Origin of the sequence: Pseudoalteromonas sp. SWXJZ10B (assembly GCF_015864475.1) — a bacterium.
Lineage (GTDB): Bacteria > Pseudomonadota > Gammaproteobacteria > Enterobacterales > Alteromonadaceae > Pseudoalteromonas > Pseudoalteromonas arctica.
The window spans coordinates 190,854-206,393 of sequence record NZ_JADYXD010000001.1 but is presented as its reverse complement, the minus strand read 5'-3'; the positions used below and the strand labels follow the sequence as shown (position 1 = coordinate 206,393).

Annotated in this window: 13 protein-coding genes; 2 read left to right on the top strand and 11 right to left on the bottom strand. The window is 38.9% G+C overall.

Going from position 1 to position 15,540, the window contains the following annotated elements; all coding sequences use genetic code 11:
• Positions 1 to 55: 55 nt before the first annotated feature.
• The 4 genes from I6F54_RS00930 to fdxA form a co-directional block, all read right to left on the bottom strand.
• Positions 56 to 1,810: a bifunctional diguanylate cyclase/phosphodiesterase gene (locus I6F54_RS00930; protein WP_165741158.1), complete on the bottom strand. Its 1,755-nt coding sequence runs from the start codon at positions 1,808 to 1,810 to the stop codon at positions 56 to 58.
• Between the two features lie 365 nt (positions 1,811 to 2,175).
• Positions 2,176 to 2,634 carry an Sbal_3080 family lipoprotein gene (locus I6F54_RS00925; protein ID WP_007580787.1) on the bottom strand — a complete coding sequence of 153 codons (459 nt, stop codon included), beginning with the start codon at positions 2,632 to 2,634 and terminating at the stop codon, positions 2,176 to 2,178.
• Positions 2,635 to 2,660: 26 nt separating this feature from the next.
• Entirely contained in the window at positions 2,661 to 4,904 is a 2,244-nt protein-coding gene (locus I6F54_RS00920; RefSeq protein ID WP_197139367.1) for a carbohydrate binding family 9 domain-containing protein, read from the bottom strand.
• A gap of 136 nt (positions 4,905 to 5,040) precedes the next feature.
• Positions 5,041 to 5,364 (bottom strand): ferredoxin FdxA, encoded by a 324-nt coding sequence (gene fdxA / locus I6F54_RS00915; RefSeq protein WP_007580791.1) that lies wholly within the window; start codon positions 5,362 to 5,364, stop codon positions 5,041 to 5,043.
• 194 nt (positions 5,365 to 5,558) lie between these two features.
• Here fdxA and I6F54_RS00910 point away from each other — a divergent pair, with 194 nt between their 5' ends.
• Positions 5,559 to 7,166, top strand: coding sequence for an NAD(P)/FAD-dependent oxidoreductase (locus I6F54_RS00910; RefSeq protein ID WP_197139366.1), 1,608 nt, complete (start codon positions 5,559 to 5,561; stop codon positions 7,164 to 7,166).
• 95 nt (positions 7,167 to 7,261) lie between these two features.
• A complete protein-coding gene (locus I6F54_RS00905) occupies positions 7,262 to 8,761 on the top strand; it encodes an amidase family protein (protein ID WP_197118921.1) in 1,500 nt (499 codons plus the stop codon).
• Between the two features lie 31 nt (positions 8,762 to 8,792).
• Here the strand turns inward: I6F54_RS00905 and I6F54_RS00900 are convergent, their stop codons facing one another.
• The 7 genes from I6F54_RS00900 to I6F54_RS00870 all read right to left on the bottom strand — a co-directional run bounded on the left by I6F54_RS00900 (position 8,793) and on the right by I6F54_RS00870 (position 15,539).
• Positions 8,793 to 10,097 carry a DEAD/DEAH box helicase gene (locus I6F54_RS00900; protein WP_002958629.1) on the bottom strand — a complete coding sequence of 435 codons (1,305 nt, stop codon included), beginning with the start codon at positions 10,095 to 10,097 and terminating at the stop codon, positions 8,793 to 8,795.
• A gap of 90 nt (positions 10,098 to 10,187) precedes the next feature.
• Positions 10,188 to 11,417 carry a beta-ketoacyl-ACP synthase gene (locus I6F54_RS00895; protein ID WP_165740383.1) on the bottom strand — a complete coding sequence of 410 codons (1,230 nt, stop codon included), beginning with the start codon at positions 11,415 to 11,417 and terminating at the stop codon, positions 10,188 to 10,190.
• A complete protein-coding gene (fabG, locus tag I6F54_RS00890; RefSeq protein ID WP_007580797.1) occupies positions 11,417 to 12,142 on the bottom strand; it encodes a 3-oxoacyl-ACP reductase FabG in 726 nt (241 codons plus the stop codon). The genes I6F54_RS00895 and fabG overlap by 1 nt, the downstream gene beginning before the upstream one ends.
• Positions 12,139 to 12,594, bottom strand: coding sequence for an ApeP family dehydratase (locus tag I6F54_RS00885; protein ID WP_024591752.1), 456 nt, complete (start codon positions 12,592 to 12,594; stop codon positions 12,139 to 12,141). Before I6F54_RS00885 ends, fabG begins: the two co-directional genes overlap by 4 nt.
• Entirely contained in the window at positions 12,587 to 13,756 is a 1,170-nt protein-coding gene (locus I6F54_RS00880; protein ID WP_197139365.1) for a beta-ketoacyl-ACP synthase, read from the bottom strand. The genes I6F54_RS00885 and I6F54_RS00880 overlap by 8 nt, the downstream gene beginning before the upstream one ends.
• The gene (locus tag I6F54_RS00875) at positions 13,753 to 14,313 is read right to left on the bottom strand and encodes a DUF3261 domain-containing protein (RefSeq protein ID WP_165740373.1); all 561 of its coding nucleotides are present in this window, start codon (positions 14,311 to 14,313) and stop codon (positions 13,753 to 13,755) included. The genes I6F54_RS00880 and I6F54_RS00875 overlap by 4 nt, the downstream gene beginning before the upstream one ends.
• Complete coding sequence (locus I6F54_RS00870; protein ID WP_165740371.1) at positions 14,301 to 15,539, bottom strand: NAD(P)/FAD-dependent oxidoreductase; 1,239 nt, start codon at positions 15,537 to 15,539, stop codon at positions 14,301 to 14,303. Before I6F54_RS00870 ends, I6F54_RS00875 begins: the two co-directional genes overlap by 13 nt.
• Position 15,540 lies beyond the last annotated feature (1 nt).

The following is a 15,540-nucleotide window of genomic DNA, read 5'->3' as shown; positions in this document are numbered from 1 at the left end:
GCCACTCTACTTAGAGTGGCATTTTTATTTGTAAACTAACTAACTAACTAACTAACTAACTAACAATATCCCAAGCACTTGTACCCGATGCTGAAAGGTTACTGGTGTTATTGCGTAATACTTTATTACCTACATTAGCTGATGACTCAGGTCGGCTTACTAAATAACCCTGAACAGAACTCACACCCATTTTTTTAACAAGTTCAAACTGCCCTATTTCTTCAACGCCTTCAGCTACAATTTTAAGGCCAAGTTTTTGTCCAAGCTCACTAATTGTATTTAATATATCATTATATTTTTGGCTTTTATTAGCTTGAGCTATAAACGAGCGATCAATTTTAATAACATCAATTGGTAAATCTGCTAATGTGCTCAACGAGCTAAAACCTGTACCAAAGTCATCAATAGCAATAGTAATGCCCTCTTCTCTTAGCCTGCTCAGCTCTTTAATTATTTTAGGGCTGGCTTTAATGAATGTTGATTCTGTAATTTCAAGCATTAAAGACGTAGCGGGTAAACCGGTTTTTTTGAGCTTCTTCATTATCCAATCATAAATGTCACGGTGCTTTAATTGAATGCCCGAAACATTTACTGATATTTTTACTTTACGCATACCTGCATTGTGCCATGCAGCCATTTGCCTACATGATTCAAGCATAATCCAATCGCCAAGTTCTAATATTAAATTAGACTCCTCTGCTATTGGAATAAATTCTGAAGGGGGGATCATGCCCTCAACTGGGTGGTCCCATCGGGTAAGTGCTTCGAAATAATCAATCATACAATCTTCAACATGCACAATTGGCTGAAAAGATAAGTAAAAATCTTTACACGCAACCGCTAAACGCAGCTCTTCAAGTAAATAATGGTAACGGCGCATTTTGTTACCCATTTCTGGCGAGTAAACTTTAAATATTCCCTTACCATCACTTTTAGCTCTATACATAGCTACATCGGCTAATTGTAAAAGCGCTTGAGGCGTTGATGCACTTTCTGGGTAAGCCGCAATACCAATACTGGCACTAATTTTTACTATTTTATTGCCAAGCACAAAGTCTTTTTCAAGCTCACTTAGTACGTGCTTAGCAATTTCAACAACTCTATCGCTATCATCAAGTAATTCTATAAAAATGGAGAACTCGTCTCCTCCTAACCTTGATAAGTTTTGCTCTAATTGGTTAGCACTATTTATGTTACTTAATTTATGGTGGCGTAAAACATTCGCAAGTCGGCTAGCAACTTGAACTAATATTTCATCACCAAAACTGTGACCAAACGAGTCGTTTACTTGTTTAAAACCATCAAGGTCTATAAACAGGAGCGCACACTTGAGATCTTCTTGATTAGCATGATTAATTTGTCTGTCGATATGTTCAATATATGCATGACGGTCAATTAATAACGTCAGTTTATCTTGGCATATACTGGTTTGAGTTTGTTTTACATAATTAGCCACATGCGTATTTAAACTATTTATTGATTGGCTTAAGCTGCTTACACCCAAAGGGTTCTCTGCCGGTTTTACTTGCAAATTAAATGCAGTGAGTAAGCTATTGGCTTGAAGATTAAGCTCCGCTATTTGATTTTTATAATGACGCTTTCTACGCTCTCTGCGTAAGTACAGGCCAGAACCAAATATTAAGATACATAAAAGTAAAAAATTAATAGGTGATGCAAGTGTCATTATAATTAACTTACTTGAATCAGCAGCTACAAACTGGGTGTCAGTGGTTTTAATAAGCAAAAAATCAGCTGTGGGCTGCTCAATTATATAATGGCCATTTAAGATCGGATTATACCAAGGAGCCATATCAAGAGTGGTATTCGTTATTTCGAAATTTCGTATATCAATACTGGTACTAAATAAATTTATACGATTAATCTGATTCGTTAACTCTATGTTTATGCAAAAACAAAATAGAATTATGATTAGGAAAATAAAACCGAGCGGCTTAAGTTTACTCATAAAAAAAATCCATCTATTTTGCTTCTCCTATCAAACCTATTACCAAAAACGGATTATATCGCTTGCATTTAGTACTACGCAAGCATTGATATAACCCTAAGCCATTAGAATAACAAAAAATTGTAACAATAACGGATTAACTAATTATATTTGATATAGTATAGGTGGGATTAATAAAAATAAACAAAAAGGTTCTAATTGTTTAAAATTTAATACATACCGTCAATAAGCTCTATAATTTTTTCTTCAGCGTCTATAAACTTATCCAATCCACCACCGGTGCGATAAGATGCTTGTGCTATTTTTTCATTCGTTTCAACGTCTTTAATCCAAATATTTGCGTATGCCATATAGAGCGCTATATCCCAACGCCAATTTGCTACGTAGTAAGCCACTGCATTACATCCTGTCGTATCCGCACCTGGTAATTCGGTCTGGTAGTCTTGGTGTTTCAATACATAATTGGCTGGAATTACCCGAGTTTCAACATCATGCTTTGCAAAACCTTTTTTCATTGCATCTATAACACCAGCTTTAACAGCCTTATGTTCAGCAATACATACTGTTTTAGGTATGTTTGTTTCAAATCGAGTAATGTCTTGCTTTGCAGCACAACCGGCCAAGGTGGCAACCATTGCTGCTGCAACTGTTATTTTTAACGTATTCATATTTATTCCTTTTTTATTTTTAATATTTAAAGCTGCCATGCATAGCTAACTTTTGTAAAAAATGTACGCTGATCTCGCTCAATATTTTTAAGAGAATCGTCTTGGTAACCTCTATCTGAGTAACCCAAATAAAACAGTGTTTCCGCATTAATTTTATATGAGTAAACAAGCTGGCTGCCGTAGTCTTTATTGATTTGACTAACTTGATAAAAGTAGGCGTTTTCGTCTCTATCAATGTCTTCAAATTGTAAAATTAATTTAAGAATTGAACGCATGCTAAATTTATAATGAAGTCTAAAATCAACTAAGTTAGCAGTAAATACGCGATCCCCTTGCGGGTTATCTAATTGACTGTAGTTATGTTTTATATCGAGCTGCCAATGGTCGTTAATGTCCCACACCACTTGGGTTTGAGTGTCAAACGCGTCGCCTAATTGCTCATTTGCATAATCAATGCGGCTAGCGTATTCAATATATAACGAAAGCTTTAAATCTTTAGAGGGTTTAAAGCCCGTATAAATAAAACCAATATTTTGATTATAAAAATTGTCGTTATAGTTTTCATAGCGGTGCACTAAACCAATTTCAAAAATAGATTGCTTTTGGCCTTTAAAGCTTAAAAAGCCTTCGTATTCTTCTTCAAGTAAGTCGCCGTTTTGCGCCCACGTTTTATCCCAGTCAGCTTCGTATGACCATGAGGTAAGTAAATCAGATTCATCTCTGTACCATGTTTGTCCGCCACCAAAGCCTACTTTTTCATAATCAACTTTAGCTTGATAACCTAAATCGGTGCGGTAGTCCTGCCCAATATTTTCATAAGATGCAAATAATTTGTAATCACGTTTATCGCGGGTAAGTTCCAGGGCATATGCTTCATCTGACTGAGTTTCAGATAAGTTATAATTTTGAATTAAAAATTCAGAGTTACGTGTATCAGCAGATGATACTTGATACAAAAGAGTATCCGATTGATTAAACCAGTAGCTACCATCCACTGATAATACAGTGTTGTGATAGTCATCACTTTCTCTGTGCGTGCTTGAAAGGCCAATAGTACCCTGCTGACCTAGGTCATATTGATAACGCCCTGCGGCAGCATTCGTTTTTTCGTTTAAGCTTGCAAAGCCAGAGCCCTGATTCGTTGGCAGTAAAATATTACTATTGTCGTCATCAGCGAGCATTAACGCATAACTATGATCACCCGTTTTACCCGTTAATTTTGCACCTAAAGTAGGCTCTGCAATTGTACGTGTATATAAAAGCTCAAATAAGCTGCTTTTAAAGTAAGAAGCTCCATCTAAAAAGAAAGGACGTTTTTCAGCATAATAAATAGAAAAGGTTGTATTTACATCGAGCTCTAAAGAGTCTGTTTCTACTTGCGAAAAATCTGGGTTGATAGTCGCATTTAAAACAGCGTCCTTGGTTAAACCCCAGCGCAAATCTAAGCCCACTTCGGTATCTATATCGCCATTATCCCAGTTACCCGGTAATTCAGATTTATTATCGTTACGAAGTGCTGTCAATGTAGGTGTTAATTGAATATTTTTACTCGATTCAATATCGCTAAAACCCACTAACTTATCAAACTGACAAAGGCTACATTTTATATTTCTATCAAATCCCATATTTGATAGCTGATATAGCACATCTCGTTGGTAGTTTCTCATTACAGAAAAACCCCACGTTAGCTCATTTTTATTTTCAGGAAAACGCAGTGCTTTAAAAGGAATACGCATTTCAACAACATAACCTTTGTCGTTAATTTGTCCTGCGCTATCCCAAATAGCATTCCATGAGGTATCTGAGCTCCATCCATCGGTGTCGGTCATTCGTATATCGCCTTGTGCACCAAGGGGATTTACATGAAATTCATAACCACTGCGTTCATCATTAAATGTATCAATAACAAGAATGACTACGTCGTCTTCCCATAGCGTATCGCGATCACGAAGTGATGCACGAATTTGTTCAGGGTTTGGATCCTCTGCAATGAAGGCAACATATAAGTTTGTGCCATCTTCGTAAATAAAGGCATCAGTTTTTACAGGAGGTGTGCCTTTTTCGTTAGGCTCATCTTGGTAGAGTAGAGGTATACGTGTCGCATTTTGCCAGTGCACTTCATCCATAACACCATCAATAGTGATATTTGAATCAATACGAGATAAGGATACTTGCTGTTTACTAGCCGCTACATCAAGGCTTGAGAGTAATAAAACGAAACTTAAAAATAGGAAGGTAAACTTTTTTATTATAATTATAAAGTACTGCATAAACATCCATTTAGACTGTAATTACTCATAGGGAGTAACTTAAGCTGGGGATTGTAATTTATCCAGGTACATTTGTTAATACTTTGAAATAAAAAATTAACTATTTAATGATAAAGGAGTAACTAATTGTTACGTATTATGTTTCGAGTAGTTTAAGTTTATCGTCTATGCCATTCCATATATCAGCGTCCTCTGGTGCAGGTTTAACCTCTGTAATGCGCGGCCAGACCAGTGCAAGTTCAGCATTCAATTCAGTAAACTCTTTTTGAGATTCTGGTAATTCATCTTCTTGATATATAGCATCAGCTGAACACTCAGGGACACATAAACCACAATCGATACAATCAATCGGGCTAATTGCTAAAAAATTAGGGCCTTCAAAAAATGCATCTGCTGGGCACACTGATACGCAATCGGTGTACTTACATTTTATACAATTTTCGGTGACTACAAACGCCATACTATTTTAATACCTAAGATTTTAAACAACAGTTGTGGATCATACCCATCCACTCCAAAAATACAATAAATAAGTGCCATATCACCCTATTTTAACGTAAAATACGCGCCTTATGTTTGCACACCCGTTGTGCCCTGCATCCCCTTATTGTGAGCGGTAATAATACCCCGCTATGACACCTAAAAGAGATATAAATGATACGTTTAACCGAAATAAAGCTGCCACTTGATCATGACGAAGATGCAATTGGTCAAGCAATTGTAAATAAACTAAAAATCCAACCAGAACAATTGCACAGTTTTAATGTGTTTAAGCGTGGTTATGATGCACGTAAAAAATCAGCTATTTTACTGATTTATACACTCGATATAGAAGTTGATAACGAAGCCGAGCTACTCGCGGCATTTGAAAAAGACCAACATGTAAAAGTAGCGCCAGACACAAACTATAAATTTGTAGCCCAAGCCAGCGAAAATATAACAGAGCGCCCTGTCGTGATTGGCTTTGGCCCTTGTGGTTTATTTGCAGGCTTATTACTTGCTCAAATGGGCTTTAATCCCATTATATTAGAGCGCGGTAAAGAGGTACGTGAACGTACCAAAGACACGTTCGGCTTTTGGCGTAAACGCACACTTAATACCGAATCAAATGTACAATTTGGTGAAGGTGGCGCAGGTACATTCTCAGACGGTAAGTTATATAGCCAAGTAAAGGATCCAAAACATTACGGTCGTAAAGTCATTACTGAATTTGTAGAAGCTGGCGCACCCGATGAAATTTTATACGTAAGTAAGCCACACATTGGTACGTTTAAACTTGTCACCATGATTGAAAAAATGCGCGCTCGTATAATAGAACTAGGCGGCGAAATTCGCTTTAGCACACGTGTTGACGATATTCATTTAGACGATGGGCAAGTAACAGGTTTAACGCTTTCAAATGGCGAGCAACTAAACACTCGCCATGTTGTATTAGCCGTTGGCCACAGCGCACGCGACACGTTTGATATGATCCACAAAAAAGGGGTTTATGTTGAAGCAAAGCCATTTTCAATCGGTTTTAGAATCGAACATAAACAATCAATGATCGATGAATGTCGTTTTGGTGCAAATGCAGGAAACCCAATTTTAGGCTCTGCCGATTATAAACTTGTTCATCATTGCGATAATGGCCGCACAGTTTACAGCTTTTGTATGTGCCCAGGTGGCACAGTAGTCGCTGCAACCTCTGAAGAGGGCCGCGTTGTTACCAACGGTATGAGCCAATATTCACGCAGTGAGCGCAACGCTAACAGCGCTATTGTGGTAGGCATATCACCAGAGCAAGATTTCCCGGGTAATCCGCTTGCTGGAATAGACTTACAACGTAAACTTGAAGAGCAAGCGTATGAGCTTGGTGGAAGCAACTACGATGCACCAGCCCAGTTAATTGGCGACTTTTTGAAAGGTAAATCATCAGAAAACTTAGGTGAAGTACAACCCTCTTACACACCCGGTATTAAGTTAACTGACTTGAGTAAAGTGTTACCACAATTTGCTATTGATGCCCTTCGCGAAGCGATACCAGCGTTTAATAAACAAATTCGTGGCTTTTCAACTAACGACGGTTTATTAACCGGCGTTGAAACACGTACTTCGTCGCCTATTAGTATTAAGCGTGATAAAACATTCCAAAGTATTAACACCAAAGGGCTTTACCCTGCAGGTGAAGGCGCAGGCTACGCTGGCGGTATTTTATCAGCGGGTATTGATGGTATTAAAGCGGCTGAAGCGGTCGCACTGTCTATGTTAGAAAACGCTTAAACCTCTTTTTTAAGCCGTTTATCGAAAAGCCTCACTTTGTGAGGCTTTTTTGTGCTAAATGTATAGAAAATAATAACACCTCAAGCACCTCAACAATGATCAAAACATTTACCTTTTCGTTGCTTAGTGTATTAGCAATTTTTAACGCTAAAGCACAAGAGCTAAAAACCATCGATGAAATTCACAGTGCATATAAAAATAATTCTATTAATGCACAGCAACTCACCCAAAATTATATAGACCGAATTAATAAACTTAATCCACACTATAATGCGGTTATTAGTTTAGAGCCTACAGCTATTGCTCAAGCTAAAACGTTAGATGAACTTGCCGTCAAAGGAACTTGGGCTGGGCCATTACATGGAATACCTGTACTTCTTAAAGATAATATAGAAACTAAAGGCACACTTCCCACAACGGCTGGCTCTTTAGCACTTAAAAATAACGTTACTGATAATGATGCTTTTGTTGTTAAACAACTACGTAATGCGGGCGCTATAATTTTAGGTAAAGCTAATTTAAGTGAGTGGGCAAATTTTCGTTCTTCCTATTCATCTTCGGGCTGGAGTGCTGTAGGCGGACAAACACATAATGCGCACGATGTAACACGTAACCCATGTGGTTCTAGCGCAGGTTCTGCTGTTGCGGTAGCACTTAACTTTGCGCCTATAGCATTAGGGACTGAAACAGACGGTTCAATTACGTGCCCTGCCTCAGTAAATGGAGTTTATGCAATAAAACCGAGTATGGGCCAAGTATCACGCTCAGGCGTTGTGCCTCTTTCAAGTAGCCAAGATTCAGTAGGGCCGATGGCGCATTCACTTAAAGATTCGCTGCTGGTTTTATCTGTTTTGCAAGGTGAAGACTCCCTTGATGCGACAACTACAGGGTTTGAATTAAAAACAGGTAATATAAAATCAAAATCGTCACTTATTATTGGTGCACTACCTAGCGACAAATTTACAGTTGAAACGCAGCGCCTTTATGCCAAGCAGTTACAAGCATTACAACAGGCTGGACACACTGTTATAAATGTAGATATTACTGATAACTTAGATACGCTATTTGTTGATGAATACTATATTTTACTTTATGACTTCAAAGCCGAAATTAATCACTACCTCGCAAGCACTCCAACACAAGTGGCTGTTAAAAGCCTAAAAGCACTTATTAATTTTAATATTCAAAATAAAAAAACAGAAATGCCCCATTTTGAGCAAGATATCCTAGTTCAATCACAGGCCATTGATTTAACTAACAAACAAAAATACCAAGAGACTAAAGAACGCTATCGCACTTTAGCAACGACAGCCATTGTTAATGTATATAAAAACAACAAGCTTGATATTGTTATAGCGCCTACAGTATCCCCCGCCTGGAAAACTGACTTAGTTAATGGTGATAATTTTAATGGCAGTAGTAGTTCGTTATCTGCTATTGCTGGCACAACGCACATAACCCTACCGGTCGGAAAAGTAAGTGGTTTACCGGTTGGTTTGTCCATAATAGCAAATAAAGAGGACGAGCAAGCGGCTTATTTATACGCAAACATTATTGATGAGGTGTTATCACCAGGCACAAAAAAACCTGAGTAAACTCAGGTTTTTTTAAACTAAACGGCGTTAACTATGACTTTTTAAGTGACAGTTTTTCGCCTTTTAAGCTTTTACGAACGCTTGAAATACGTGAGCGATTTACTGCTCTCGCTTCACCGGTTGCTTGTCCTGATAACTTGTTAGAACGTGTACGGCGTAAATGCGCTGGTTTTTTACCAATTTTATCAATTAGTACTTCACGGTTACTTACTTCGTAACCTTCTAAATATACACGTTTGATTTTTTGGCCGATTAGCGTTTCAATTTCAAACAAAGTGTTTTCTTCTTCGCGGCTAACAAATGAGATTGCTTGACCTTGGCGACCAGCACGACCTGTACGGCCAATACGGTGAACGTAATCTTCTGCAAGCCATGGTAAATCAATATTAATTACACGAGGTAAGCCATCAATATCAATACCACGAGCAGCCACTTCTGTAGCCACTAATACACGTACCTTGCCTTCTTTAAATTCACGTAAAGCACGACGACGGTTACCTTGAGATTTATCACCGTGGCAAACGCCTGCCGGGATACCATCAAGGTTAAGCTCTTTAACTAGCTCATCAGCTGTTTCTTTCATGTTTACGAAGACAAGCACTTGTTGCCAGTTTTTCTTACCAATCAATTCAGAAAGTAGCTCTTGCTTACGACGTTCTTCAACTGGGTAAACAACATGCTCAACGGTGCTTGCTGTACTGTTAGTTTGATCAACACGCACTATTTCAGCTTGTTTCAATACTTTAGATGCAAATTGTTTAATTGCTGCAGGGAATGTAGCAGAGAAAAGTAAAATCTGGCGCTCTTCTGCACAGCTTTTAATAACGTTTTGCATATCTTCAATAAAGCCCATATCAAGCATACGGTCAGCTTCATCAAGAACAAGGTGCTTAACACTTGCAAGGCTTAAGTTACCTAAACGAATATGATCAAATAAACGACCTGGCGTTGCAACAACAATATCTACACCTTCTTTTAAAGCATTTGCTTGGCCGGCAGTGCTAACACCACCAAATAAGCTAACGACTTTAAGCGATGTATGCTTTGCAAAATCTCTAAAATTATTTGCAATTTGTTCTGCAAGTTCACGCGTTGGAGCAAGTACTAATGCATGAGGTGCATTAGTTGTGCTGAGTTCAGACTCAACCAATTTTTGGATGATAGGTAAAGCAAACGCGGCAGTTTTGCCGGTACCAGTTTGTGCACTGGCTAAAACGTCTTTACCTTTACGAACAGCAGGAATTGCTGCGCGCTGAATGGGCGTAAGGGTGTGATAGTTAAGTTCGTCCAACGCCTGGATGATTTCAGGAGCGAAACTAAAAGATTTAAAATTCATGCTGTATAACCTACGGCCACATTATCAAGGGTCGCAAATTATACAGTAAAAACGAGCTAACAGTTAGTCATAACTTATCTTTTAACGTGTTTAATCTACTTTATAGCGTTTAAATATTAAAGAGGTGTTAATACCACCAAACGCAAAGTTATTACTCATCACGTAATCGGTATTAATCTCACGCCCTTGATGCCTTATATAATCAAGCTGAGCACATTCGTCATCAACGTTATCTAAATTAATTGTTGGTGCAAACCAGTTATCAGCCATCATATTAATGCTTGCCCATGCTTCTATTGCACCACAAGCACCTAATGTATGCCCCAAATAACTTTTTAACGAGCTAATAGGTTTGCTGCCCAATGCTTTAAACGTTGCGTGAGACTCGGCAATATCACCTTTATCTGTTGATGTACCATGAGCATTAACGTAACCAATTTTTTCTGGGTCTAAATTGGCATCTTGCAGTGCCATTTCTATCGCTAGTTGCATTGTTTTTGATGTTGGTTGAGTAACGTGCTGTCCATCAGAATTACAACCAAAACCAACCACCTCAGCTAATATTGTTGCTCCGCGCGCTTTTGCATGTTCGTATTCTTCTAAAATAAGTGTACCCGCGCCTTCGCCTATCACTAAGCCATCGCGATTTTTATCAAAAGGTCTTGGTGTTTGTTTTGGTGTTTCATTTTTTGTAGATGTTGCATAAAGCGTATCAAATACGGCGGCTTCAGTAATACATAACTCTTCAGCTCCACCAGCCACCATTATTTTTTGTCGGCCAAACTTAATCGCTTCATAGGCGAAGCCTATTCCTTGAGATCCCGATGTACAAGCAGAGCTTGTTGTTATAACACGCCCTTTTAAACCAAAAAACACACCAACATTTACAGGGGCAGTATGCGCCATCATTTTAATGTAACTCGTGGCTGTTACACCTGACATCGACCCCGTTTCCATCATATTTGCAAAGGCGAGTAGTGGCTCAGTAGAGCCCGTAGATGAGCCATACGCTATGCCCGTAGAGCCATCGGTTAGACTGTCGTGCTCGAGTAGTTTGGCTTGTTCAAGTGCGCATTCAGTAGCACGAGTTGACATAAGTGACACTCGCCCCATTGAACGGATTTGTTTACGTTTGTAATGACTTGGTCGCTCAAAGTGTTTAACTGGCGCGGCTAAACGAGTATTGAGGTCGTCAGCTATATCCCACTCTGGCATAGTAACAACAGCATTTTCGCCTTTAATTAAGGCTTGTTTGAATTCAGACCAATCATCGCCCAATGCAGTGACCACCGACATCCCTGTTACAACAACGCGTTTAATCAAACCATGCCACCATTAACCGAAATCACTTGGCGTGTTATGTAAGCTGCATCATCAGACATTAAAAAAGCGACTGTTCCCGCAACTTCTTTAACGCTCCCCATGCGTTTAAGGGGTATCATTTTCATCATTTCATCAATAGGTAATTCATCAGTCATCGCGGTTTCTATTAAACCAGGTGCCACACAATTAACTGTGATTTTGCGTTTTGCCAATTCTAATGCAAGTGCTTTAGTGGCCCCAATAATACCGGCTTTTGCTGCACTATAATTTACTTGTCCTCGGTTACCTGCAATACCTGACACCGATGACATTGTAATTATTCGCCCACCTTTACGGCTTTGTACCATAGGCATTACAGTTGGGTGTACTACATTATAAAACCCATCAAGGCCTGTACGTATTACACAATCCCAGTCTTCCCCTTGCATAGCAGGAAATGCCATATCGTTAGTAATACCTGCATTACACACCACGCCATAATAAGCGCCATGCTGAGCTATATCTTCTATTATTTGTGCTTTGGCCTGCTCTCTGTCGCATACATCAAATTGTAATAAACTGGTGGCTCTACCTAATGCATTAATTTCATCGCATGTTGCTTGAGCTTGCTCAACACCCGCTCTGCAATGTACGGCAATATCAAACCCTTGCTCAGCAAGTTTTAACGCAATAGCTTTACCAATACCACGGCTTGAACCCGTAACTAAAATTCTTTTTGTCATTGATTTTCTCTTATAAATTCCAACGGGTTTTCAGGCTGAAATACATTAATTTTTGCTTGGCAAAGTAGAGTTTCACACACGAGTATTTGGCATTCAAATACACTTAAACCTGACTCTTCTTGATATAGCTTTTTCACTTCAATAGTCAGCTTACTGCCGTTTTTAAAACACGGTTGATAAGTTTGATACTTTCGCGTGCCAATTAAAAAACCAATTTTTACAGGTTTATTTTCATCATTCGCTAACGCACCAGCGTAAGCGGCAATAGACTGCGCCATGTACTCAACACCAATATAGCTAGGTACGCCGTTAATTGCAGGACTAAAAAAAGGGCTTTGCTCAGTTATAGTAACGCCGCATTGAGCTTCATCTTCGCTGTGTGTTAAAAGGCTATCTATTAAAATCATAGGCGCATCGTGCGGGACTACTTGCTCTATAGGGTAATTAGTCAACGTTAACTCCCAATATTAAGCTGGCATTATTACCGCCAAACGCAAATGAATTAGATAAGCAGTATTTAAGAGCGGGCTTAAACGCTTGTTTTATTATTTTTATATCAGCCAAATCACTGCCTTCTTTAATCGCGTTATACGGCAGCATATGTTGGCCGCTATCTTTTAATAATAACCAACATATACCGGCTTCAATGGCGCCTGCAGCACCAAGAGTATGCCCTGTTAAATGCTTACTTGAGCTAAGCGGGGTATTGTTGCCAAACACGCGATTAATTGCAAGTGCTTCCATTTCGTCATTTTTTACAGTAGCCGTACCGTGAGCGTTAATATAATCAATATCACCACAGGATAACTTTGCGCTTTTTAGTGCTTTTTCCATTGAGGCTTGGGCGCCCATCCCATTAGGATCGGGGGCTGACATATGATGCGCATCTGAGCTTTCGCCACTGCCTAGTAACATAACGCCGTTATTTGTTATTGGCGTATTTTTAGTCATTACAAATAAAGCGGCCCCTTCACCAATATTAATGCCGTCTCTGGTGCTAGAAAAAGGCTGGCATAAACCCGAGCTTAAAGAAGCGAGCGAGTCAAAGCCATTAATTGTTAATTGGCACAAACTATCCGCACCACCACAAATTACCACATCGGCTAAATCAGCATTTAGCAAAGCTTGGGCGCTAATTAACGCTTTGCTACTCGACGTGCACGCAGTAGAAATACTGTAACAAGCCCCTAGAGCCCCTATTTTATGTGCAATGTAATGAGCGGGTGTAGCTAACTCTTGATCACTGTAACTAAAGTCATCAGGCCAGATTTTTGTACTTTCATAGCTTTTACGCGCTCTTTCGCCATCATGAATACCTGATGTACTAGTACCCATTACAATTGCGATACGCGACTTATCAATATGCGAAAGTTTATCTAAGGTTGGCTTAATCTGCTCTAAAGCTAGATCAATAAATGTATTGATACGTTTATTATTTGATAAAGCAATAGACTGAACTTGCCCGACATACAGCGGGGTTTGCTCAGCACTTAAACTTTTATTTAAAGTTAATAAAGGAGTTGCAGGGTTATATTTATTTAAGCTTGTTGTGGTTGCATCTTGGCCTATGCCCATCGCACTCACAATGCCTAAATCATTCAGCCAATATGTCACTGTTCTACCTTTTTAAATGTTATTTGATACTGATGTAAAATATTGTTCAACGTTGTCGACTCATCACTATATTCAATGGTGACAAATGTACCCTCATCGTTAAATACCTCCCGATTAGAGCCAACCTGCTCTATTAAAGCACCCTCTAACTGCTTTTGTAAAAATGCTACTGGCCAATGTACTAATGCAATATCCGCCAAAATATAATGAGGGTCTATCCCTTCTACCGCCAGCATATTTCGTGTTTTTACTGGGCCATTTAAAGGTTTTTCAAGCTCCATAATTGGAAAGCCTTGCACTGTCATTAACAATAACTTAATTGCACCTTTGTCATTTATAGCTAATTGGGCAAATACAGTGTGTGTTTTTTGCTGATTCGTAATATACAAAACATGCTGCCAAGACTTATCAAACATTTGTGCTGGCACGCTATTAATATTTAATTGAATATTAGGTGATAGATACACTCTATTTTTAGATGCTGTAAAACTCGTACATGCGCTCAATACAGCAAATATAAATACACTACACACCACATACTTAATTAATTTTGACATAACTGAGCCAACACATTTAAACGGCGTTCACTTTGTGCAACAAATGGGTTATTTGTATCCCATGCGTAGCCCGCTAAAATAGCACTAATCATTTCTCGCACCTGAGTATTTTGTTCAGAGTAAAATATCACATCCTGAAAACGCGTATCGTACCACCCTGTTACAAATGTTCTAAAACAATCGACTCCAGCTTGTAATGGCTGTGCGTAGTGAGCGTCAAAATCGACGACTTCGTTTTTTAAATAGCGATCAACAAGTGGGGCAACTAAATTTGCAGATTTGAGTGCAATTGTTACACCTGATGAAAATACCGGGTCTAAAAATTCCCCCGCATTACCCAATAAAGCAAAGTGCTTACCATATAACTTACTCACATTTGCCGAGTAGCCTTTTATATTTTTTGCTGGAGTTAATAACTCACGCTGTGCTAACAGTGTTTTTAAATAAGGGTCTTGCTCTATAAATTGATTTAGTAAATCGCTAGATTCATCATCATTAAAACGCTCTGACTGCGCCACAACCCCAATACTCGCAGTACCATCACTAAAGGGAATAAGCCAATACCACACGTCTGAATATTGAGGGTGTACGGTAATCAAAATTTTATTTCGATCAAAGCTTGTATCACTAATATTGTCTTTAAAGTGACTAAAATAAGCGCTTCGAACAGGAAAGTTAGAAGGAAGCTCTAAATCTAACAATTTTGGTAATACACGCCCAAAGCCACTTGCGTCCAATACAAATCGGGCATTAACGCGATAAGCTTGCTGCTGCTCATTGTGTACCACTAATGATGCACCATTTGGCTCATCACAGTAGTCAACCACCGTGTGCTTATATCTGATTTCTACGCCTTGTCCTTGTGCTTTGTCTGCTAATAATTTGTCAAAGTCGGCTCTTTTCACTTGATACGTAGTGCCTGGGCCTTTAGTAAATTTTTCAGTGAAATTTATAGTTGTATTTTGTCCTGACCGATGAAAAGCAGCGCCATCTTTAAACTGAAAACCTAAAGCTGCTGCATTGTCATGTAATGTATCGATTAAGCCCGCGTCTTCTAAGTACGCCATACATTGCGGCAGTAAGCTTTCACCAATTGAAAAACGTGGAAACGCCTGCTGTTCAAGTACCAGTACCCGCCATCCCTTTTGAACTAAAAGACTACTAGCCAATGCACCCGAAGGCCCAGCGCCAATAACAACAACATCGTACTGCTCAAGGTTATTCAAA

Coding starts and splice junctions, on each gene's coding strand:
- I6F54_RS00930 (WP_165741158.1), bottom strand. CDS start 1,810: ATGGCTCCTTGGTATAATCCGATCTTAAATGGCCATTATATAATTGAG.
- I6F54_RS00925 (WP_007580787.1), bottom strand. CDS start 2,634: ATGAATACGTTAAAAATAACAGTTGCAGCAGCAATGGTTGCCACCTTG.
- I6F54_RS00920 (WP_197139367.1), bottom strand. CDS start 4,904: ATGCAGTACTTTATAATTATAATAAAAAAGTTTACCTTCCTATTTTTA.
- fdxA (WP_007580791.1), bottom strand. CDS start 5,364: ATGGCGTTTGTAGTCACCGAAAATTGTATAAAATGTAAGTACACCGAT.
- I6F54_RS00910 (WP_197139366.1), top strand. CDS start 5,559: ATGATACGTTTAACCGAAATAAAGCTGCCACTTGATCATGACGAAGAT.
- I6F54_RS00905 (WP_197118921.1), top strand. CDS start 7,262: ATGATCAAAACATTTACCTTTTCGTTGCTTAGTGTATTAGCAATTTTT.
- I6F54_RS00900 (WP_002958629.1), bottom strand. CDS start 10,097: ATGAATTTTAAATCTTTTAGTTTCGCTCCTGAAATCATCCAGGCGTTG.
- fabG (WP_007580797.1), bottom strand. CDS start 12,142: ATGACAAAAAGAATTTTAGTTACGGGTTCAAGCCGTGGTATTGGTAAA.
- I6F54_RS00875 (WP_165740373.1), bottom strand. CDS start 14,313: ATGTCAAAATTAATTAAGTATGTGGTGTGTAGTGTATTTATATTTGCT.